Origin of the sequence: Nocardia yamanashiensis NBRC 100130 (assembly GCF_001613325.1) — a bacterium.
Taxonomy (GTDB): Bacteria; Actinomycetota; Actinomycetes; order Mycobacteriales; family Mycobacteriaceae; genus Nocardia; species Nocardia yamanashiensis.
On the sequence record NZ_BDCD01000026.1, the window covers coordinates 92,205 to 112,122 of the forward strand.

Sequence of the window (19,918 nt, forward strand, 5' to 3'; positions counted from 1 at the left end):
TCGATGAGCAGTTACGAGAACATCCAGTTCGAGCACGACGGACCGATCGCGCGCATCACGCTGAACCGGCCCAAGGCAGCCAACGGGATCGATCAGGCGCTGGCGGAGGAGCTGGTGCGGGCGGCGGAGTACTGCTCGGAGGATCCCGCGATCAAGGTGGTCGTGCTGACCGGGGCGGGGAAGTTCTTCTCGGCCGGCGGCGACGTGCGCGCCATGGCGGCCGCCGACGATGCCGGGAAGTTCATCGAGAAGCTGGCGGGCACCCTGCACCACGCGGTGTCGGCGCTGGCCCGGATGGACGCGCTGCTGATCGTGGCGGTGAACGGGACCGCCGCGGGCGCCGGGTTCAGCCTCGCGGTGGCGGGCGACCTGGTGGTCGCGGCCGAGTCGGCGGCATTCACCATGGCGTACACCAAGATCGGGCTGAGCCCGGACGGCGGCGCTTCCTACTACCTGCCGCGACTCATCGGCGTGCGCAAGACGCAGGAGCTCATGCTCACCAATCGCACGCTGCCGGCGGCCGAGGCGCTGGAGTGGGGACTGCTGCACCGGGTGGTGCCGGACGCCGAACTCGAGGCGGCCGTCGAGGAATTGGCGCAGCAGTTCGCGGCGGGACCCAAGGCGTCCAACGCGGCCGTGAAGAAGCTGCTGCTGGTGTCCTCGCAGCACACCCTCGAGGAGCAGCTGGCCACCGAGGCGGCGTTCATCACCCGCAATGCCGAATCCACCGACGGGGCGGAAGGCATCGCGGCGTTCGTGGAGAAGCGCGCACCGAAGTACGCGTGACGGCTGGGGGCCATTGGCCCCCAGCGCCTTTCAACCCTTCACGAATTCCAGAATATCGGCGTTCACCTGCGCCGCATGACTGATGTACAGGCCGTGCCCCGCATCCGGGTATTCCTTCAGGACCGCGTGCGGGGCCAGCTTTACCGCCTGCCGGCTCGACACGTCGATGGGGATGGACTCGTCGGGAATGCCGTGCAGCAACAGCATCGGCACCGTGACCGCGGCGACGTCGGCGCGGTGATCGCTGGTGAACAGTTCCCGCTGCATCAGGTCGATGGCATACGGCGAGGCCGACAGGCAGCGGCGCATCTCCTCTTCCATGACCGGCCGCGAGACCCGCACGCCCAGCTGGGTGGCGAAGTACCCTTCGAGCCGGTCGGCGAACCACTTCGGGCGATCGGCCCGCAGCTCCGCGTTCGAGGCATCCAGGAATTCGATCGGCACGCCCACCGGATTGTCGGCGGTCCGGCACATGAACGGAATCGCGGGCGCCAGCAGCGCGATTCGCGACACCCGGTCCTGCCCGTGCCGGCTCAGATACCGCACCACCTCACCACCGCCCGCCGAATGCGCGACCAGCGTGACCTCGCGCAGATCCAGGTGCTCGACGAGCGCCCCCAGATCGTCGGCACGGGTGTCGATGTCGTATCCGGCGGGCGACCAGTCCGAACGCCCGTGCCCGCGGCGATCCACCAGGATGCAGCGGTAACCCCGCTCGACGAAGTACGGCAACTGGTATTCCCACATATCGCTGTAGAGCGACCACCCCGCCACGAACACGATCGGCGCGCCGGTGCCGTAATCCTGGTAGGCGAGGGTGGTGCCGTCGGTGGTCCGGAAGTTCGGCATAGCTGCTGCGCTCCTTGCTGTTTCGCTGTTGGAACAAACCTTCGCAGCGCTCGGGAACGAAAGCGATTACCCGTCGGGTAAAGCCCCGCGCACACCCCCATCGACGCAGGAAGACCCACCTCCGGGCGGGTGCGCGACCTATGCTCGACGAATGGAGTTCCAGGCGATGGTGGCCCACGAAACCGACAACGGCATCAGCCTGATCCGGGAGACGGTCGGCGACGACTTCCTCGGACCCGGCACCGTGACGATCAAGGTGCATTTCACGAGCGCGAACTACAAGGACGGGCTCGGCATCACCCCGGGTGGGGGCGTCATCCGCAACTATCCGCTGATCCCCGGCATCGATATCGCCGGTGAGGTCTTCGCTTCCGACGACGCCGATTTCGTGCCGGGCCAGCTGGTGGTCGCGCATGGCTACGACATCGGGGTGGCGCATCACGGCGGGTTCGCCGAATACGCCCGGGTGCCGGCCGAATGGGTGGTGCCGCTGGACGGGCTCACCCCGCGCGAGGCGGCGGCGCTCGGCACCGCCGGGTTCACCGCGGCCATGAGCGTGCAGGCGCTGCTCGATCAGGGGCTGACCCCGGACGACGGTCCGGTGCTGGTCACGGGCGCGACCGGCGGCGTCGGCACGGTGGCCGTCGATATTCTGGCGGGGCTGGGCTACGAAGTGGTCGCCTCGACCGGGAAGCTCGGGGCTTCGGAATTGCTCACCGCGCTCGGCGCTTCCTCGGTCATCGGGCGATTGCCCGGCGAGGGGGAGAAGCTGCGCCCGCTCGGCAAGGCGCAGTGGGCCGCGGCGGTCGACAGCGTGGGCGGCCAGTCGCTGGCGCATATTCTGTCCGCGATCAAATACGGTGGCGCGGTGGCGGTTTCGGGGCTCACCGGCGGACCGGCCGTGCCCACCACGGTGATGCCGTTCATCCTGCGCGGCGTGTCCCTGCTCGGCATCGACTCGGCGCATTTCCCGATCGCCGCGCGCCGTGAACTGTGGGCCCGGCTGGCCAAGGACCTGAAGCCGCGGCATCTCGCGCTGCTGGAGAACTACGCGCCGATCACCGAGGCGGAATCGGTGCTGCGTTCCATCCTGGACGGCACCCATTCCGGGCGCACCGTACTGGGTGTGGCGGGCGAGTTCTGAGCCGGTAAAGGCGCTCTACGCTGCGCGAATAACGAGTTCTCATGATGTGGCGGTCCCCTCTTTACCGGAACCATAAATGTCATGAGCAACACGGAGATCCGCCCCTTCCGCATCGATATCCCGCAGGCCGACCTGGACGAGCTGCGCTACCGCCTGACCCGCACCCGCTGGATCGATCAGCTCCCGGGTGCGGGCTGGGAGCGCGGCGTGCCCACCGAGTACCTGCGTGACCTCGCCACCTATTGGGCCGAGAAGTTCGATTGGCGCGCAGTCGAATCCCGCCTCAATGCCTTCCCGCAGTTCACCACCGTCATCGACGGGCAGCGGCTGCATTTCCTGCACATTCGTTCCGAGCGCGCCGATGCCACCCCGCTGCTGCTGATCCACGGCTGGCCCGGCACCGCCGCCGACTTCCTGGATCTGGCGGGACCGCTGACCGCTCCGGCGGCGCACGGCGAACCGAATGCGCCCGCCTTCCACCTGGTCATTCCGACGCTGCCCGGGCACGGCTTCTCGGGTCCGCTCACCGAAACCGGCTGGCACGACGGCAAAGTGGCCGACGCCCTGGCCGAGCTGATGGCCCGGCTCGGTTACGACCGGTACGGGGTGCAGGGCGGGGATCACGGCGCGTTCATCGCCCCGCGCCTGGGCCGCGAGCACGCGGAGCACGTGCTCGGCGTGCACGCCAATGCGCTGGTCACCTTCCCGACCGGCGACCCGGCGGATATGGCCGCGCTCACCGAGGCCGAGCGGCAGCGCCTCGGCGCCATGAAGCGGTTCCAGGACAACGGTTCGGCCTACATGAACCTGGCCGGGTCGCGGCCGAACACCCTCGCCCAATTGCTCGCCGATTCCCCGGTCGCCCAATTGGCCTGGATCATCGAGAAGTACAAGGAGTGGACCGATGCGGCGTACGAGCTGCCGGAGCAGGCCATCGACCGGGACAAGCTGCTGACCACCGTGGCGATCTACTGGCTCACCGACACCGCGCGCAGCGTCGCCAACTACTACTTCGAGCGGTTCAGCGACCCGAGCATGTTCGCGCCCAAGCCGAAGGGCACCGTGCCCACTGGCGTCGCGGTCTTCACCACCGCCGATTTCGCCATCCGCCCGTTCGCGGAGAAGGCCCACAACATCGTGCACTGGTCGGAATTCCGCTCCGGAGGCCACTTCCCGGCCCTGGAAGTGCCCGAGCTGCTGGCCGGCGATATCCGCGCATTCTTCGGTTCCCTCATTCGATGATCGCCCGGACGAGGTTGTGGTCGGAAACCCCGGCCACATCCTCGACCAAGCTGTCGCGCACCGTGATTCCCCGGACCACCACGTGATCGATGTACTGCGATTTCGAACCCTTGGTGCGCGGACGGGTCGGAATTGCCTCGGGCACTTCGGAAACCGTGAATCCGTCGCCCAGTCCAGCGGCCACCGTTTGGCGATCGGCATTGAAATCCCCCAGTATGACGGCCTTTTCGCCCGCGGCGGCCAGTTCCGCCAGCCGGGCGAACTGCGCATCGCGACGGTCGTCACCGGTCACATGGGTGGCGATGACCAGCACCCCGTCCACTTCGACGGTGAGCGAACCATTTCCGGGATCGTTGGCGAACACCTCGCCGCGCACTTCCCGCGAATCGCCGTCGACCAACAGCACCAGCGATTCCGTGCCATCCACCACCGCCGCCGCGAGCGACGGCACCAGCCGCCGAGGTTTCGGAACCCGCGGATACCGCAGCACATGGAAGTTCCTCCCCGGAAGCGCATCCCGCAGACTGGCGAGCTGATCACCACTGACCTCCTGCAGCGCGATCACCCGCTCCGTTCGCTGCACAATAGCGGCCGTCACCGCACCGATCCGATCAGCTTCCCTGGGCCAGCGCTCCGCCACCTCACTCGCCCAATTATTGGCATGGGTCCGATGCAGAACATTCCAGGTGGCGACAGTGATCACGCAGCGAACTGTACGAGATATCCACGCCCCGTGCAGGATTCGTTTCATGTGAAACATGCACCGTTGATTCGCTGCCCGATAGCGGTGCCCGGTCGATAGGCTGAGTCGCTCGCGCGGCGGGCATCGGTTCGAAGGATTGGGGGCGGGTATGTCACCGCGTCGGATATTCATTGGCGGGCTGGCGGCTTTGGCGGTCGCGGTGGCGGGGTGCGGGGCGGAGGAGAAGACGGCGACGACCGCCACGTCCACGCCGGTGACCACGACGCCTGACCCACCCCGGCCGCTCACGGACTACCTGCTCGGGGACGGCGAATACCCGGGTATTTCGGTCAGCCGCGCGACCGTGGCGGGCGCGATCGAGCTGGCCCGGCTCGGCAAGTACTACACGGGCCAGGATCGGCCGGAGTGCGTCACCCGGAACACGGTGATCAATCTGGTGCCGCAGGGATCGGATTCCGCTGCGATGAACCTGGTTTCGAACAAGGACATCCAGATCCTGATGCTCGATCATCCGGTCGACGTCGCGGCGCTGGCCGCCACCATGCAGGCATGCCCGATGAACACGATCAAGGTCAAGAACGGCAGCGGGGGCTGGGATGTCACGCCCTTGGAGATTCCGCGCACCGTCGAGGTGGCGGGCGTGGGCCCGGTGATCGAGATGGACTACATCCGGGATGCGGGATCGGCCGGATTCATGCCGTACACCAAAGCCTCTACGGTGCGGTTCGTTTCGGTGGGACAGCGGACCGTGGTCGAGTTCGTCTCGGGTGATCTGATGTCCAGCACTTTCCCGCTCCCGGAGCAGCTGCTCGCCTTCGCCGACGAGGCGCTGGCCGGGCAGGTGGAGAAGGTGCGCAAGCTCTGACGGACCCGGCTCCGGACAGCCGAGTGCCCCCGCGTCTTCCGGGGAAGGCGCGGGGGCACTCGGGTGCGGAGGGTCAGGCGGTGGCTGCGAAGGCCGGGCGGTCGAGGGAATCCTCGATGACCGGTTCGATGGCGTAGGCCAGGATTTCGGCCACGTCGGCGACGGGGCGGACGTCCAGGGCGGCCAGCACTTCGGCGGGCACCTCGTCCAGGTCGGGCTCGTTGCGGGCCGGGATGAAGACGGTCTTCAAACCGGCGCGCTGGGCGGCCAGCAGTTTCTGCTTGACGCCGCCGATCGGGAGGACGCGCCCGTTCAGGGTGACCTCGCCGGTCATGCCCACATCCGAGCGGACCTGGCGGCCCAGGGCCAGCGACACCAGGGCGGTGACCATGGTGACGCCCGCGGACGGGCCGTCCTTGGGGACCGCGCCGGCCGGGAAGTGGATGTGGATATTGCGGTCGAGGACCTTCGGCTCGATGCCGATTTCTTCCAGGTGGGAGCGGACGTAGGTCAGGGCGATCTGCGCGGACTCCTTCATGACGTCGCCCAGCTGACCGGTGAGGGTCAGGGAGCGGTCGCCTTCGGCGGCATTGGCCTCGATGTAGAGGACATCGCCACCCGCGCCGGTGACGGCCAGGCCGGTCGCCACGCCGGGGACCGCGGTGCGTTCCACCCCGTCGGGGGTGAAGCGCGGACGGCCCAGGTAGTCCTTCAGGTTGTCCAGGTCGATGGTCAGCGACCCGGACTTCGCTTCGGACAGCGCCTGCTTGTCGTAACCCAGTTCGGCGTCGTAGCCCAGGCTTTCGGGCACGAACTCCCCGGCGATGACCCGGCTTTCGGCATCGGCCAGATCCGCGCCCTCGGACAGCTTGGTCGCCGCCTTGCGCAGCGCCTTCGCCACCAGTCGTTCCATCTGCCGCACGCCGGCTTCCCGGGTGTAGTTGGCGGCGATCTCGCGCAGGGCCGCTTCGGTGATCGAAACCTCCTCGGCGGTCAGGGCATTGCGCTCCAGCTGGCGCGGGATCAGGAAGTCACGGGCGATGGCCACCTTGTCGGCTTCGGTGTAGCCGTCCACGGTGATCAGTTCCATACGGTCCAGCAGCGGGCCGGGGATGGTGTCCATGACATTGGCGGTCGCGATGAACAGCACGTCCGACAGGTCCAGATCCAGGTCCAGGTAGTGGTCGCGGAAGGTGTGGTTCTGCGCCGGGTCCAGGACCTCCAGCAGGGCCGCCGCGGGATCGCCGCGGAAGTCCGAGCCGACCTTGTCGATCTCGTCCAGCAGGACGACCGGGTTCATGGAACCGGCCTCCTTCATGGCGCGGACGATGCGGCCGGGCAGTGCGCCCACGTAGGTGCGCCGGTGCCCGCGGATCTCGGCCTCGTCGCGCACGCCGCCCAGGGCGACGCGAACGAACTTGCGGCCCAAGGACCGGGCGACCGATTCACCCAGCGAGGTCTTGCCCACGCCGGGCGGGCCGACCAGCACCAGCACCGCGCCGGAACCGCGTCCGCCCACCACCTCCAGGCCGCGGGCGGCCCGGCGGGAACGGACGGCCAGGTACTCGACCATGCGGTCCTTGACCTCGTCCAGGCCGTGGTGGTCGGCGTCCAGCACCGCGCGCGCCGCCGAAACATCGGTGCTGTCGGTGGTTTTCACGCCCCACGGCAGTTCCAGGACGGTGTCGAGCCAGGTCCGGATCCAGCCGGTCTCCGGGCTCTGATCGCTGGAACGCTCCAGGCGATCGACCTCGCGCAGGGCGGCTTCGCGCACATCCTTGGGCAGGTCGGCGTTCTCGACCCGGGTGCGGTAGTCCTCCGCGCCCTCGGGCTCGCCTTCGCCCAGTTCCTTGCGAATCGCATTGAGCTGCTGGCGCAGCAGGAATTCCCGCTGCTGCTTCTCCATGCCCTCGCGGACGTCCTCACTGATCTTCTCGGTGATCTCGGTCTCGGCGATGTGCTGGGTGGTCCACTCGATCAGCTTGCGCAGCCGCGCCACGGTGTCCGGGGTGTCCAGGATCTCGCGCTTCTGCTCATTGCTCAGGTACGACGCCCAGCCGGCGGCGTCGGCCAGCGCGGACGGGTCGTTCATCTGATTGACCGCGTCGATCACCTGCCACGCCTCGCGACGCTGCAGCACCGACACGACCAGCTTCTTGTATTCGGCGGCAAGCTCTTTGGTCCGGCCATCTGAGGCCGGAATCTCCACCGGCTCGGCTTCGACCCAGAGCGCCGCACCCGGCCCGGTCACCCCGTGCCCGATCTTGGCCCGGCTCTCGGCCTTCAACACCGCCGCGGGCGCACCGCCCCGCATCCGGCCCACCTGTTCGATGGTGGCCACCACGCCGTAACTCGCGTACCCCTCGTCGAGGCGAGGCGCGACCAACACCTGGTTGACCTTGCCCGCACGGGCGGCATCGATAGCGGCCTGGCTGGACTCGTCGAGCTCGATCGGCACGACCATGCCGGGCAGCACGATCGGATCGGTCAGGAACAGCACCGGCAGGTTCTGAGGGTTGGTCACTTCTCTACCTCTTCCAACATTGAGCGTCTCCTACTCAACTCAGGTTGAGCGATACCCAGTCAACTCCCCACCTCCCGAACTAATTCCGTGACCTTGTTCGCCCCCGGCGAACACGTCTCTACCGGCGGAAATACGCCGTTCCGGGTCAGGCGTGGGCGGTTTTGCCGCCGTCTATGACGAGTTGGGCTCCGGTCAGGTAGGGGTGTTCGGGGGAGGCGAGGGTCAGGGCGAAGGCGGCTATTTCTTCGGGGGTGGCGAGGCGGCCTAGGCCGGGGACGTTGGTGGCGGCCCATTGTTTGAGGAAGACCTGGCGGGCGTCGGGTGGGATGGATTCGAGGCCGGCGGCGCGCCAGACGAGTTCGGTGTCGGTGGTGCCGGGGATGAGGGCGTTGACGCGGATGTTGTGGGGGGCGTAGTCGAGGGCGGCGGATTGGACGAGGCCGACCAGGGCGCGTTTGCTGGCGGTGTAGGCGGCGCGGCCGGCGTCGGTGGCGAGGGCGTTGCTGGAGGAGGTGACGACTATGGCGCCGCCACCGGCTCGGATCAGGTGGGGGACTTGGTATTTGATGGCCAGGAAGGCGCCACGCAGGTTGGTGTTCAGGACTCGGTCGAAGTCTTCGGCGGTGTATTCGTGGAGTTTCTTCTGGATGGTGATGCCGGCGTTGTTGAAGGCGACGTCGAGGCCGTTGTAGCGGTGGACGGCGGCGGCCACGAAATCGCGGACGTCGGATTCGATCTGCACGTCGGCGCGGATGTAGGTGGCTTCGCCGCCGGCGGCGCGGATCTCGGATTCCAGTGCGCGGCCGAGGTTTTCGCGGCGGCCACAGAAGGCCACGCGGGCGCCTTCGGCGGCGAAGAGGCGGGCCGCGGCCGCGCCGATGCCGGAGGTCGCGCCGGTGATGAGGACGACCTTGCGCTCGAAGCGGCGGAGACCGGTGGGACGGGTGGGCGGGTTGGAGTCGGCGCCGAGTGCGATGCCGCCCGCGAGTCCGGCGACCGCGCCGGCGGCCAGACCGCCCGCGGTCCAGCCGATCAGCGAGCGGCGGGAAGGTTTGGGGGCCTTGGCGGACTCGGGTTCGGGGGCCGGAACCGGTTCGGGAGTGGACGGGCTGTCCGTGTCATTGCTCATGACGTTCACTGTCGTGAGCGAACGAACCCAGTGGATCCGACCGGCGGCTGGATTTCGCGGCCTGCGGGTGGACTCGTCTCCTCCCTCGGGAGGAGACGGGCAACCGGGCGCGACGGGCATCATGTGAGTCGTGGTCGAGTCATCGGAAATGAGCCGTGGTATCGAATGGCTGCTCAGCGCCCGATCGATCCCGGCGCGGTTGGCGGTGCTCACCGTGCTCGCGAGCGGATGCCTGATCCTGCTGACCCGCACGGGCGATCCGCTCGACTGGGTGATCGCGATGAGCTCGGTGGTGGTGACCGTGGGCGGGATCCGGTATCCGCTCGCCACCTCGCTGGCCGCCACGGGAGTGCTGCTGCTGGGATTCGAATTCGGGCATACCGGTCCGGTGGTGGCGAAGGTCGGGGCGGCCATCGCGCTCACCGAGCTGGCCGCGCGGCGGAGCGGGCGGGCGCCGTGGCTGGGGGCCGCGGCACTGGCCGGGGCCTATCTGCTGCATCCGGGGGACAGTGCGGCGGCGACCGGGTACCGGGCGGTGGTGATGGCCGGATTGCCTTTGCTGATCGGGCATTTGCTGTTCACCGCGCGGGCGAACGCGGCCCGGGCCGAAGCCTGGGCCCGGGAGATCGCGCAGCGGCGGGCTTCGGAGGTCGCGGCGGCGCGGGCGGTGGAGCGGACGGCCATCGCGCGGGAACTGCACGATCTCATCGCGCATCACGTGTCGTCGACCGTACTGCGGGTGGGGATCGCCCGGCATGCGATGCCCGATGCTCCCGGTGCGGTGCTGCAGGTGCTGGACGAAATTCATGCCAGTGGCCGGCAGACGCTGGCCGATCTGCGGAAGCTGGTGACGATACTGCGAGATCCGAACGGCAATGACGAATCCTTCATCGCGCCTGCGGATTTGGCCGAGGCGATCGGCGCGGCGGTGGAGCGGGCGCGCGGGCTGGGGGTCGGGATCGAGGCCGAGGTGGATGCCGCGGTCGGCGAGGTCGATGCGCTGACCGCGTTGACGCTGCTGCGGCTCACTCAGGAGGGGTTGGCCAATACGGTGAAGCACGCGTGCGACGGCGTGCGAGCGCGCCTGGAGATTCGGATGACGGACAGCACCGTCGATTTCGAGCTGACCGATTACGGCGGTCACGGCGGCGACCCTGAAAGTTCTTCGCACGGAGTGGGTTTGATCGGGTTGGGCGAGCGGGTCGCATTGCTCGACGGCGACTTCTCCGCCGGGGCGGCACCGGGCGGCTGGCTGGTCAGCGCGCGGCTGCCCAGCCGATCGCGGGTGGCGGCATGACGATTCGGGTGCTCGTGGTCGACGACCAGCAGCTGGTCCGGGCCGGGCTGCGCATGCTCTGCCAGACCGCCGCCGATCTCGAAGTCGTCGGCGAGGCCGCCACCGGCGGCGATGCCGTGCGCATGGATGCGCGGCTGCGGCCGGATGTGGTGTTGATGGATCTGCGCATGCCCGGGATCGACGGAATCCGGGCCACCGAGCGGATTCTCGCGGCTCGGCCCGCCGCCCGGGTGGTGGTGCTGACCACCTTCGACGATGACGATCACCTGTATCCGGCGCTGGCCGCGGGTGCGTACGGGTTCCTGCTGAAGGACGCTTCACCCGAAGAGCTGCTGGCCGGGATCCGCCGGGCCGCGGCCGGTGACCATCCGTTCTCGCCCGAGGTGCTGCGCCGGGTGGTGCGATCCGCCGTGACGGCCCGGGCGGGTGCGGAAATGCCCGCTCCCGCCGGGGAATCGGGGCTCACGGCGCGGGAGCGGGAAGTGCTCGGGCTGGTGGCCGAGGGCTTGTCGAATACCGAGATCGCGCAGCGCCTGCACGTCGGCGTGACCACGGTGAAGACCCACATCACCAATTTGATGGCCAAGACCGGGGCATCGAACCGGGTCCGGCTCGCGGTGCTGGGGCTCGGCAGGGGCATGGATTGACGGTTCGGCATGGACGCAGTTGTTATGAAAGATTCTGACAGAACATGAAGCGTCCAAGCCTTCGATCGATGCCAGTCCGGTTGAGCTGAACTTGGACCGCCTGCTAGCGACGCGAAGCCGCCGGCACTCCACAAACAACTGATTACCAATGTGATTCGCCCGCTCTGACTTCAAATACGAATTACGCCTGAGCGTTTGCGTCAGAGGCTTCCTAATACGTTGTTACACAATATGGATACATGCTGTGAACAACGGAGTTTTTAGACCTTGTCACCGTTGAACAGTCGCGCGAACCAGGCGCAGCACTCCTCCAAAGACGGGCAATACGGTCGCTATGTTTCCGGCGGTTCCTGCACCGATCGCCCACCCGGAAGCAGATCCGCGGCTAACTTTCCGAAGGCCGTAACCAGCCGGCCGCGCTCGCCGGCACGAGTTGCCAGGACGACATGACTGGGATCGACCCCGGTGAGGGGGACGGTGATGAGGTCGGCCCGGAAGACGGCGGCGGTGGCGGGGACGATGGTCGCCGCCTTGCCCGCAGCGATCAGTTCCAGCTTGTCCTCCAGGGTTTCGATCAGGGGACCGTCGGGGGCACGACGGCCGTCGGGCCGCGGGTCGATGCGCCAGAAGGCATTCCAATCGGGGTCGGACAGGCGGGTGAGGGGCTCGTCGGCGATGTCGTCGAGGGTGAGAGACGCACGAGTGGCCAATGGGTGGTCGCGGGGGATGAGGAGGGCCCGGCGTTCGTCGTAGAGGACGGTGACGTGCAGGCCGGCGGTGGGGAACGGCAGGCGGGTGACGACGGCGTCCACCCGGCGGTCCAGGAGGGCGGGGGCCGGCTCGCCCAGATCCAGGTGGCGGGTGTGGATTTCGGCGTCGGGATGCAGCCGGGCCAGTTCCCGGACGGCAGGGGTGACGATGATGTTCGTGGTGTAGCCGATGACGATGCGGCTGGGGCGGGCAGCGGCGCGCGTTTCGGCGGCGGCCTGGGCGGCGGCGCGCAGCAGGGATTCGGCGCGCGGGCGAAAGACCTCGCCCGCCGCGGTGAGGCGGGTGCCCTGCGGGGTGCGATCCAGCAGGCGCGCGCCCAATTGCTTTTCCAGACTTCGGATTTGGCGACTCAGCGAGGGTTGCGCGATACGCAGTTCGGCGGCGGCGCGGCCGAAGTGGCGGTGCTCGGCGACGGCGAGGAAATAGCGCACCAGCCGCAGTTCGAGATCCACCGGCGGCGGGGCATCGGACATAGCCGCATCCTAGTCCACGAGCGGCGGCGATGATGCGGTGCGAGCGCTCTCACCTGCGGCGATGCCTCGAACGTATTGCGCCGTGCGAAACAGGTCTTGGACGACGGGTGAGCGCCGGATCGAGAGTGGAGGCCGGCGCCCGGCTGTCGATGCGGGCGCATCCCTCATCCGTTCAGGAGTTCTTCATGCGTGTATTCGTCACCGGGGCAACCGGTTTCGTCGGCTCGGCGGTAGTAGAGGAGCTGCTCGGCGCCGGGCATCAGGTGCTCGGCCTGGTTCGATCCGAAGCCGCCGCCGCGGCATTGACGGCGGCCGGGGCCGCACCGCATCCCGGCTCGCTCCGCGATCCGGACAGCCTGCACGCCGGGGCCGCCGCCTCCGACGGCGTCGTGCACCTGGCCTTCGAGAACATCTCGGCGCACACCGACATGGTGGCCTCGTGCGCGCTGGACCGGCAGGCCATCGAGGTCATGGGCGCCGCACTGGCCGGATCGGATCGGCCGCTGGTGGTCACCTCCGCCGCCGCGCTACTGCCCAAGGGCCGCTTCGTCATCGAGACCGACTCACCCGACACCAGTCCGCTGGGCGCGCTGCGCGGTGCGTCGGAGGGCGTGGCGCTGGCGTTCGCCGAGCGTGGGGTGCGGGCCGCGGTGGTACGGCTGCCGCTGTCGGTGCACGATGTGGGTGATCATGGATTCGTGCCGACGCTCATCGAGATCGCCCGTGCGGCAGGGGTTTCCGGATATCCCGGGGACGGCTCGAACCGCTGGACAGGGGTGCACCGGCTGGATGCCGCCCGGCTGTACCGGCTGGCCTTGGAGCAGGCTCCGGCCGGAACCTGCTGGCATGCCGTGGCGGACGCGGCCGTCCCGTTCCGGGAGATCGCCGAGGTGATCGGGGGGCAGCTGAATCTCCCCGTCGCCGCCGTCGCCGATCCCGCGGCGCATTTCGGCTGGCTCGCGCCGTTCACCGGGTTCGACAGCCCGGCCTCCAACGCGCTCACCCGGGAGCGGCTGGGATGGGAGCCGATGCACCCCGGACTGCTCGCCGACCTGGAGAAAGGCCACTACTTCGGCAGGGGTTGACGAGTTAGGCTAACTGCATTAGCTTTATGGCTATCGCAGTTAGCTTCCCTCGCTAGGAGAGACCAATGACCGAGTACGTCGAGATCGAAGGCGGCCGGATCGCATACGACGAGATCGGCGCGGGCCCGCTGGTGGTGCTGTCGCACGGCATCGGCGACCGCCGGCAGGCGTACCGGCACCTGGCCCCGCTGCTCGCCGCGGCGGGTTACCGGGTGGTCAGCGTCGATGTGCGCGGGCATGGCGAATCGAGCATGGGGTGGACTTCGGTGACGGGGCAGGAGGCCATCAGCCGCACCGATATCGCCGATGATCTGATCGCGGTCATCCGGCAGCTGGGCGGGCCGGCGGTGCTGGTCGGGCACTCGATCTCGGGCGGCGCGGCCACCATCGCGGCGGCCAAGGCCCCCGAGTTGATCACCGCCATCGTGGAGATCAACCCGTTCACCCGCGTCCAGAAGTTCGACGTGGCAGCGCTTCTCACCGTCTCGCGGTTCCGGCGCGGCATGGTCCCGCTGCTCAGCACCATGATCTTCAAGAGCCTGAAGCAGTGGCGGAAGTACCTGGATGTGGCCTACCCGGTCAAGCCCGCCGACTACGAGCAGTACATGGGCGAGCTCGACGCCAAGCTGCGCGAACCGGGCCGGCTGGCCGAATTCATGAAGACCGGCAAGACCGATCCCGCCGACGCGCAGGCCCAACTGCCGCACGTCACCCAGCCCGCGCTGATCATCATGGGCGCCGAGGAGCCGGACTTCCCGAATCCGCGGGCCGAGGGGCAGGCCATCGTCGACGCACTGCCGGCCGGGCTGGGCAGCCTGGCGATGATCGAGAACGCGGGCCACTACCCGCACGCGGGCAATGCCGAGCAGACCGCCGAGCTGATCCTGCCGTTCCTGAAGGAGCACGCGGTTGCCTAGGGCCGGACTGAGCAAGACCGAGGTGGTGGCCGCCGGGGCGCGCTTGGCCGACGAGGTCGGATTCGCCAATCTCACCCTCGGCGGGCTGGCCGAACGGGTCGGGGTGCGCACGCCCTCGCTGTACAAGCACGTGGACGGGCTGCCCGCGCTGCGGCACGAGATCGCCACGCTGGCCAGTGTCGAATTGGACCGGCGGGTGCGGGATGCCATGCACGGCAAGACCGGACGGGAGGCCCTGGCGGCCTTCGCGAATGCCTTCCGCGACTTCGTGATCGAGCATCCGGGACGGTATGCCGCGACGGTGGGGGAGCCGCTGGGCGGACCGGAGGATCCGCTGTACCGAGCCAGTTTCCGGGTGATGGAATCCATGCAGGTGGTGCTGCGCGGGTACGGCGTTCCCGAGAGCGAGATGGTGCACGCGGTGCGGACGCTGCGCTGCGCCTTCCACGGCTACGCCACCTTGCAGACCTCCGACGGCTTCCAGTGGAGCGATGACGCGCCGGCCAGCTTCGAGTGGATGATCGGGTTCATCGATCGCGGGCTGAACCGGGCCGAAAGCGTCTGACCAGCACCGCAGCCCCCACCGCCCGGTTCGTGCATGTGCACAAACGGGTCGTCCTACCCTTTGGCCGCTGTCAATGGTGCCGGGTCCGCCTTTCCTGTGAGCTGGAACGAAACCGCCGCCGCGGTGTGACCGGCGGCACCAGATCAACGGTGATTCGGAGGATGTGATGACCAAGTCCCGGGGACGGCTGGCGCTATTGGCGCTGGCGGCCTGCGTGACCGTGGGGAGTGCGGGGGTGGCGGCGGCGGATCCGGACTATCCGCCGGCCTTCCCGGCGGACCAGAACCAATTGCCGCAGCTGCCCACCGAACCGCAGCTCTACGACCTGCTGCCGATTCCGAGCCCGGACAACGATCCCTGGTACGACGATCCGGCGGATCTGGCCTCGTACGCGCCGGGGCAGATCGTGCGCAGCCGCGAGGTGCAGACGCGCCTGCTCGGGCTGCCGATCCCGGTCTACACCAAGCAGTTGCTGTACCGGTCCAATGATGTGCACGACAATCCGATCGTCACCGCCACCACCGTGATCGTGCCCGGTATTCCGTGGCAAGGCAGCGCGCGGCCGGTGGTGTCGTTCCAGGAGGCCATCGACTCCACCGACTCGGCCTGCAATCCGTCGCACACCCTGCAGACCGGGACCATGAAGGAGTCCACGCTGAGCATGTACTGGCTCATGCAGGGCTTCGCCATCAACGTCCCCGACTTCGACGGCAAGTTCAACACCTTCAATACCTATGCCGAGGGCAAGATGGTCCTCGACAGCCTGCGCGCCATGAAAAACGATGCGGCCCTGGGCCTCACCGATTCGGGCATCGCGCTCTACGGGTATTCCGGCGGCGGCTCCGGTTCCATCCGGGCGGCCGAACTGCGCCAGTCCTACGCGCCCGACGTGCGGATTCTGGGCACCACCATCGGCGGTGCGCCCGGCAATCTGCTGGAGCAGGCGCGGTACGCCACGCAAGAACAGCCGGGCCTGACCGGGATCAGCAACTTCACCATGTGGCTCGGATTCGCTTCGCTGGCACGGGAATACCCGGACGTGTTCAAGCCGGAGGAACTGCTGACCGAGGCGGGGCAGCAGATCGTGCGGGACATGGGCAGCCGCTGCTACGCCACCATCGCGCTGTCCGGCGCATACCGGCCGATCAGCGAGTACTACCAGCCGGGCAAGTCGCTGGAGTCCTCGCCGGAGGTCGTGCGGGTGCTGGAGGAGAACAGCCTCGGCAAGTACATCCCCGACACCCCGGTGCTGTGGTGGCACGGCATGTGGGACGAGCTGATCCCGCCGGTGAAGGTGGTGCTGCCGACCGTGCAGTCCTACTGGGATCGCGGGGCGGACCTGCGCTTCTACACGGTGCCGGTGCCCGAGCACGTGGTGAACGCGGTGACCGGCTGGCCGCCCGCGGTGGCCTGGACCAGTGCGTTGCTGCGCGGTCTCGCGCCCGGGCCGAAGTTCTTCGCGGCTTTCACGCCGCTGCCCGCGGGCTTCCCGGGTAGCTGATCTCGCCCGTGTTGCTGCCGGAATTGGGGGGATTCCGGCCCTAACGTGGACCGCACGGCCGATCACCAGGGGTTCCCTGTGGAGAGGAGCACGTGCGTGCAGCTACGTCGCGGGAACGACTGGAAACAGGCGGGGGTGGTGCTCGGCGCGGTCATCGCGCTGACCGCGATCCCCGCCGCCCTGGCCCGAATGGCGCCGGTGCGCGAGGAGATCGTCCCCGGCGGCGCCGAGATCACCCTGACGGCCGCGGGTGAGGAGCCCGACACCATCGCCGTCGATATCCGGGCGGACGGCTGGACGTCCCTGCCCACCGGCGATCCCACCTCCGCGGTCTTGAACAGCCCCGACGGCGGGGTGCTGCTGATCACCGTGGTCAACGGAGTCACCGATTTCCCCGAAGCGGCCGAATGGCGGCGCAAAGTGCTGGGGCTGCAAGCCTTCCCGGTGGCCTTCGACGGCGGTGAGATCAGCAATCAGCACGGTTTCGCCGGACCCACCTGTCGCGGTGAGAAGTACGTCGGGGTGTGCGCCATCATGGGCAATCACAATCTGATCGTCTCGCTCATGCTCACCGGCGAGCGCTCCGGGGCCGCGCTCGAGAATGTCATCGAGACCTTGCGGGTGGTGGAGTGATGAGCTGGATTCAGCCGAAATCGCTGCTGTTCTGGGTCTATTGCCTCATCGTGTGCACGGGCGCGTTCGCCCTGCTGATCCAATTGCTGCCGGTGGCGCGGGTGACCTGGGGCGGCATCCTGGTCGGATTGCCTTTCACCGTCGCCACTTTCGCGATGGTCACGATCATCCTGCACCGGCTGGACCTGCTGCGCGCGCACCGGGTCATCGGCAAATGGCTGGCCCTGGGCTTCGTGTGGGGTGCGGGCGCGGGCACCGGCATCGCCATGTTCGCCAATGACAAGAACATGCGCTTCATCCAGAACGTGGCCGGGGACGGATTCGCGCAGAACTGGCAGGCCCCGATCTCGGCGTCGATCGTCGAGGAGGGCATCAAGGGGGTGGGCGTGTTCGCGGTGGCGTGGCTGAGCCGCCCGATCCTGCAGCGCCCCATGCACGGACTGCTGCTCGGCGGGTTCACCGGGCTCGGCTTCCAGGTGGTGGAGAACATCACCTATTCGGCCAATGCCGGGATCAATTCCGCCCAGGGCGCGGCCGGTCCGGCGCTGCTGGTCGGCATTCTGCGCCTGGTCACCGGTCTCACCTCGCACTGGATGTTCACCGCGCTGGCGGGCATCGGCATCGTGGTGGCGCTGGCCGCCTCGGATCGTTCGACCGGACAGCGCTTCTCGTGGTTCCTGGGCCTCTACCTGCTGGGCGCGGCGCTGCATTTCGCCTGGGACGCACCGCAACCGGAGGAGGCCGGGTTGTGGAGCATCGGGCTGAAGATGCTCGTGTACATCACCCTGTTCGCCATCGTCTACCTGCGGGTGGTGGTGCGCGACGAAAGGCGCTGGTTCCGTGCGGCTTCCGACTGGGCGGTGCGTTCGCAGCTGGCTCCGCCCGGCGAACTCGACACCCTGGTCACGGGCCGCGCCCGCCGCGCCGCCCGCCGAGCCCACCCCGGTCCGGCGGGGACGACGCGGCGGCGGCAGCGGGAACTCGTCGACTGGGTGCAGGTCGTCGGCACCCGCCGGGATACCGAGACCGCGCTCGCGCATCACTCCGGCCAGGGCGAATTCCGGATGACCTGAACGAAATCGCCGCGTTCGAAGCCCGGGACGAAGTGGGCGAGGACATCGGCCTTCACATTGCCGAAGGTGGTGTCCGGGCGATCCTTGATGCCGTCGGTGAAGGCGGCCAGGATGTTGTTCTTGAAATCCGGGCGCGGATGGGCCGCGACCACTTCGGCGCGCTGCTCGTCGGACACGTCCGCGTAGCCCAGGCCCAGCACATCCAGTTCGACGCCGCGGGTGACCAGGGCGATCTCGGGGGCCATGTGCAGCGGGATCTCCGGGGTGGTGTGCAGGGCGATGCCGGTCCACACCAATTCCGCACGCGCGCCGTCGATTCCGTGGGCGTGCAGGAAGCGCCGGGCCTCGTCCGCGCCGTCGATCTCGAAGCGCTGATCGGTGCGGCGGTAGCGGTCGGTCAGGCCCAGGTCGTGGAACATGGCGCCGACGTAGAGCAGTTCCGGGTCGAAATCCAGGCCCTGGCGTTCACCGTGCAGCGCGCCCCACAGATACACCCGGCGGGAGTGGTCGAACAGCAGGGGTGAGGCCACCTCGCGCACCAGTTCGGTGGCCGCGCGCGCCAGGTCGCTGTCCGGGATCCGTACTCCCGCAATCTTTTCCGTCATCGTCTCGCACCTTTCCGGTGATCGTTGCCTGGAATCAGCTTCGTCTCCGGAGGTAGGCTCGGGCCATGTCTGAAATGACGAGAAAACCACAGATCCGGACATGACGCATCGGGTGGCGTTCGTGGTGTTCGACGGGTGCACGCTGCTCGATGTGAGCGGGCCGTCCGAGGTGCTGCACCAGGCGACGCGGCGGGGATTCGAATACGAGGTGACGCTGGTGTCGGCGCGCGGCGGTGCGGTCCGGACGGCGGATGGGCTGGTGCTGGGCGGAATTCGCGCCGCCGCGGCGGCCGGGCCGGCGGACACGGTGATCGTGTCGGGTGGCGAACGGCTGGCCACACGGCCGATCGAGGACGAATTGCTCACGGCGACAGCCGCGCTCGCGGAGACCGCCGGGCGGGTGGCGGCGATCTGCACGGGGGCGTTCGTGCCCGCGCGGCTGGGCTGGCTGGACGGGCGGCGGGCCACCACGCACTGGCGGCACGCGCGCACGCTGGCGGCGCGGTATCCGTCGATCCGGGTGGAGCCGGATGCCATTCATATCGCGGATGGGCGGTATCTGACCTCGGCGGGTATCACCGCGGGAATCGATCTGACGCTGGCCGTGGTCGAGCACGATCACGGCGCGGCGGTGGCCCGCGACATCGCCCGGGAACTGGTGGTCTACATGCAGCGGCCGGGTGGGCAGTCGCAGTTCTCGGCGGCGCTGGCCATCCCGCCGGCGCGCAGCGAGGTGCTCCGGCAGCTCACCGCCGCGGTGCTTTCCGATCCGGCCGGAGAGCACGGTCTCGGGGCGCTGGCGGATCGGGCCGTGCTCAGCACGCGGCATCTGACCCGCTTGTTCCAGGCCGAGTTCGGGCTCACCCCGGCGCGCTGGGTGGAGCTGGTGCGGCTCGATCGGGCGAAACAGCTGCTGCTGGACGGCTATTCGGTGACGGCGGCGGCCGAGCGCAGCGGGCTGGGCACCGACGAGACACTGCGGCGCGTCTTCGCCCGCCATCTCGACACCACCCCGACCGCCTACCGGCAGCGCTTCGCCACGACCGGGTACTGAAGACGGGCATAACGGGCTTCAGCGCCGCTTAGAGTGGCGGGGGACGAGCACTGCC

At 68.4% G+C, this 19,918-nt stretch carries 19 protein-coding genes; 13 read left to right on the plus strand and 6 right to left on the minus strand.

Annotated features, from left to right (window positions below; translation table 11 throughout):
- The first annotated feature begins 3 nt into the window (after window positions 1-3).
- Window positions 4-786: an enoyl-CoA hydratase/isomerase family protein gene (locus NY1_RS30025; protein ID WP_067720563.1), complete on the plus strand. Its 783-nt coding sequence runs from the start codon at window positions 4-6 to the stop codon at window positions 784-786.
- Window positions 787-816: 30 nt separating this feature from the next.
- On the opposite strand, the gene NY1_RS30030 is transcribed toward NY1_RS30025, so the two are convergent.
- Window positions 817-1,635: an alpha/beta fold hydrolase gene (locus NY1_RS30030; RefSeq protein WP_067720496.1), complete on the minus strand. Its 819-nt coding sequence runs from the start codon at window positions 1,633-1,635 to the stop codon at window positions 817-819.
- 151 nt (window positions 1,636-1,786) lie between these two features.
- Between NY1_RS30030 and NY1_RS30035 the strand changes: the two genes are divergently transcribed.
- Together NY1_RS30035 and NY1_RS30040 are read left to right on the plus strand one after the other, a co-directional pair.
- The gene (locus tag NY1_RS30035) at window positions 1,787-2,779 is read left to right on the plus strand and encodes an acrylyl-CoA reductase family protein (RefSeq protein ID WP_067720497.1); all 993 of its coding nucleotides are present in this window, start codon (window positions 1,787-1,789) and stop codon (window positions 2,777-2,779) included.
- Window positions 2,780-2,860: 81 nt separating this feature from the next.
- Window positions 2,861-4,021: an epoxide hydrolase family protein gene (locus NY1_RS30040; protein WP_067720498.1), complete on the plus strand. Its 1,161-nt coding sequence runs from the start codon at window positions 2,861-2,863 to the stop codon at window positions 4,019-4,021.
- On the opposite strand, the gene NY1_RS30045 is transcribed toward NY1_RS30040, so the two are convergent.
- Entirely contained in the window at window positions 4,011-4,724 is a 714-nt protein-coding gene (locus NY1_RS30045) for an endonuclease/exonuclease/phosphatase family protein (RefSeq protein WP_067720499.1), read from the minus strand. The genes NY1_RS30040 and NY1_RS30045 overlap by 11 nt on opposite strands.
- A 148-nt stretch (window positions 4,725-4,872) precedes the next feature.
- Between NY1_RS30045 and NY1_RS30050 the strand changes: the two genes are divergently transcribed.
- Window positions 4,873-5,589 (plus strand): hypothetical protein, encoded by a 717-nt coding sequence (locus NY1_RS30050; RefSeq protein ID WP_157762556.1) that lies wholly within the window; start codon window positions 4,873-4,875, stop codon window positions 5,587-5,589.
- A 73-nt stretch (window positions 5,590-5,662) separates the two neighbouring features.
- Here NY1_RS30050 and lon read toward each other — a convergent pair whose 3' ends face one another.
- Entirely contained in the window at window positions 5,663-8,113 is a 2,451-nt protein-coding gene (lon, locus tag NY1_RS30055) for an endopeptidase La (protein WP_067720501.1), read from the minus strand.
- Between the two features lie 145 nt (window positions 8,114-8,258).
- A complete protein-coding gene (locus NY1_RS30060) occupies window positions 8,259-9,242 on the minus strand; it encodes an SDR family NAD(P)-dependent oxidoreductase (protein WP_067720564.1) in 984 nt (327 codons plus the stop codon).
- A 148-nt stretch (window positions 9,243-9,390) separates the two neighbouring features.
- Between NY1_RS30060 and NY1_RS30065 the strand changes: the two genes are divergently transcribed.
- Complete coding sequence (locus NY1_RS30065) at window positions 9,391-10,539, plus strand: sensor histidine kinase (RefSeq protein ID WP_067720502.1); 1,149 nt, start codon at window positions 9,391-9,393, stop codon at window positions 10,537-10,539.
- The gene (locus NY1_RS30070) at window positions 10,536-11,186 is read left to right on the plus strand and encodes a response regulator (protein ID WP_067720503.1); all 651 of its coding nucleotides are present in this window, start codon (window positions 10,536-10,538) and stop codon (window positions 11,184-11,186) included. Before NY1_RS30065 ends, NY1_RS30070 begins: the two co-directional genes overlap by 4 nt.
- Window positions 11,187-11,518: 332 nt before the next feature.
- On the opposite strand, the gene NY1_RS30075 is transcribed toward NY1_RS30070, so the two are convergent.
- The gene (locus NY1_RS30075) at window positions 11,519-12,430 is read right to left on the minus strand and encodes a LysR family transcriptional regulator (RefSeq protein ID WP_067720504.1); all 912 of its coding nucleotides are present in this window, start codon (window positions 12,428-12,430) and stop codon (window positions 11,519-11,521) included.
- Between the two features lie 185 nt (window positions 12,431-12,615).
- Here NY1_RS30075 and NY1_RS30080 point away from each other — a divergent pair, with 185 nt between their 5' ends.
- The 6 genes from NY1_RS30080 (at window position 12,616) to NY1_RS30105 (ending at window position 18,204) form a co-directional block, all read left to right on the plus strand.
- Entirely contained in the window at window positions 12,616-13,515 is a 900-nt protein-coding gene (locus NY1_RS30080; protein WP_067720565.1) for an SDR family oxidoreductase, read from the plus strand.
- 65 nt (window positions 13,516-13,580) lie between these two features.
- Complete coding sequence (locus NY1_RS30085; RefSeq protein ID WP_067720505.1) at window positions 13,581-14,432, plus strand: alpha/beta fold hydrolase; 852 nt, start codon at window positions 13,581-13,583, stop codon at window positions 14,430-14,432.
- Window positions 14,425-14,997 (plus strand): TetR/AcrR family transcriptional regulator, encoded by a 573-nt coding sequence (locus tag NY1_RS30090; protein ID WP_218028469.1) that lies wholly within the window; start codon window positions 14,425-14,427, stop codon window positions 14,995-14,997. The genes NY1_RS30085 and NY1_RS30090 overlap by 8 nt, the downstream gene beginning before the upstream one ends.
- Before the next feature lie 166 nt (window positions 14,998-15,163).
- Complete coding sequence (locus NY1_RS30095) at window positions 15,164-16,498, plus strand: lipase family protein (RefSeq protein ID WP_067720507.1); 1,335 nt, start codon at window positions 15,164-15,166, stop codon at window positions 16,496-16,498.
- A 96-nt stretch (window positions 16,499-16,594) separates the two neighbouring features.
- Complete coding sequence (locus NY1_RS30100) at window positions 16,595-17,131, plus strand: hypothetical protein (RefSeq protein ID WP_157762557.1); 537 nt, start codon at window positions 16,595-16,597, stop codon at window positions 17,129-17,131.
- Window positions 17,131-18,204, plus strand: coding sequence for a PrsW family intramembrane metalloprotease (locus NY1_RS30105; protein ID WP_067720509.1), 1,074 nt, complete (start codon window positions 17,131-17,133; stop codon window positions 18,202-18,204). The genes NY1_RS30100 and NY1_RS30105 overlap by 1 nt, the downstream gene beginning before the upstream one ends.
- On the opposite strand, the gene NY1_RS30110 is transcribed toward NY1_RS30105, so the two are convergent.
- Entirely contained in the window at window positions 18,171-18,809 is a 639-nt protein-coding gene (locus NY1_RS30110) for an HD domain-containing protein (RefSeq protein ID WP_067720510.1), read from the minus strand. The genes NY1_RS30105 and NY1_RS30110 overlap by 34 nt on opposite strands.
- 100 nt (window positions 18,810-18,909) lie before the next feature.
- On the opposite strand from NY1_RS30110, the gene NY1_RS30115 reads away from it, so the two are divergent.
- Complete coding sequence (locus NY1_RS30115; RefSeq protein WP_067720511.1) at window positions 18,910-19,863, plus strand: GlxA family transcriptional regulator; 954 nt, start codon at window positions 18,910-18,912, stop codon at window positions 19,861-19,863.
- The last annotated feature ends 55 nt before the right edge of the window (window positions 19,864-19,918 follow it).

Coding starts and splice junctions, on each gene's coding strand:
- NY1_RS30025 (WP_067720563.1), top strand. CDS start 4: ATGAGCAGTTACGAGAACATCCAGTTCGAGCACGACGGACCGATCGCG.
- NY1_RS30030 (WP_067720496.1), bottom strand. CDS start 1,635: ATGCCGAACTTCCGGACCACCGACGGCACCACCCTCGCCTACCAGGAT.
- NY1_RS30035 (WP_067720497.1), top strand. CDS start 1,787: ATGGAGTTCCAGGCGATGGTGGCCCACGAAACCGACAACGGCATCAGC.
- NY1_RS30040 (WP_067720498.1), top strand. CDS start 2,861: ATGAGCAACACGGAGATCCGCCCCTTCCGCATCGATATCCCGCAGGCC.
- NY1_RS30050 (WP_157762556.1), top strand. CDS start 4,873: ATGTCACCGCGTCGGATATTCATTGGCGGGCTGGCGGCTTTGGCGGTC.
- NY1_RS30060 (WP_067720564.1), bottom strand. CDS start 9,242: ATGAGCAATGACACGGACAGCCCGTCCACTCCCGAACCGGTTCCGGCC.
- NY1_RS30065 (WP_067720502.1), top strand. CDS start 9,391: ATGAGCCGTGGTATCGAATGGCTGCTCAGCGCCCGATCGATCCCGGCG.
- NY1_RS30070 (WP_067720503.1), top strand. CDS start 10,536: ATGACGATTCGGGTGCTCGTGGTCGACGACCAGCAGCTGGTCCGGGCC.
- NY1_RS30075 (WP_067720504.1), bottom strand. CDS start 12,430: ATGTCCGATGCCCCGCCGCCGGTGGATCTCGAACTGCGGCTGGTGCGC.
- NY1_RS30080 (WP_067720565.1), top strand. CDS start 12,616: ATGCGTGTATTCGTCACCGGGGCAACCGGTTTCGTCGGCTCGGCGGTA.
- NY1_RS30085 (WP_067720505.1), top strand. CDS start 13,581: ATGACCGAGTACGTCGAGATCGAAGGCGGCCGGATCGCATACGACGAG.
- NY1_RS30095 (WP_067720507.1), top strand. CDS start 15,164: ATGACCAAGTCCCGGGGACGGCTGGCGCTATTGGCGCTGGCGGCCTGC.
- NY1_RS30105 (WP_067720509.1), top strand. CDS start 17,131: ATGAGCTGGATTCAGCCGAAATCGCTGCTGTTCTGGGTCTATTGCCTC.
- NY1_RS30110 (WP_067720510.1), bottom strand. CDS start 18,809: ATGACGGAAAAGATTGCGGGAGTACGGATCCCGGACAGCGACCTGGCG.
- NY1_RS30115 (WP_067720511.1), top strand. CDS start 18,910: ATGACGCATCGGGTGGCGTTCGTGGTGTTCGACGGGTGCACGCTGCTC.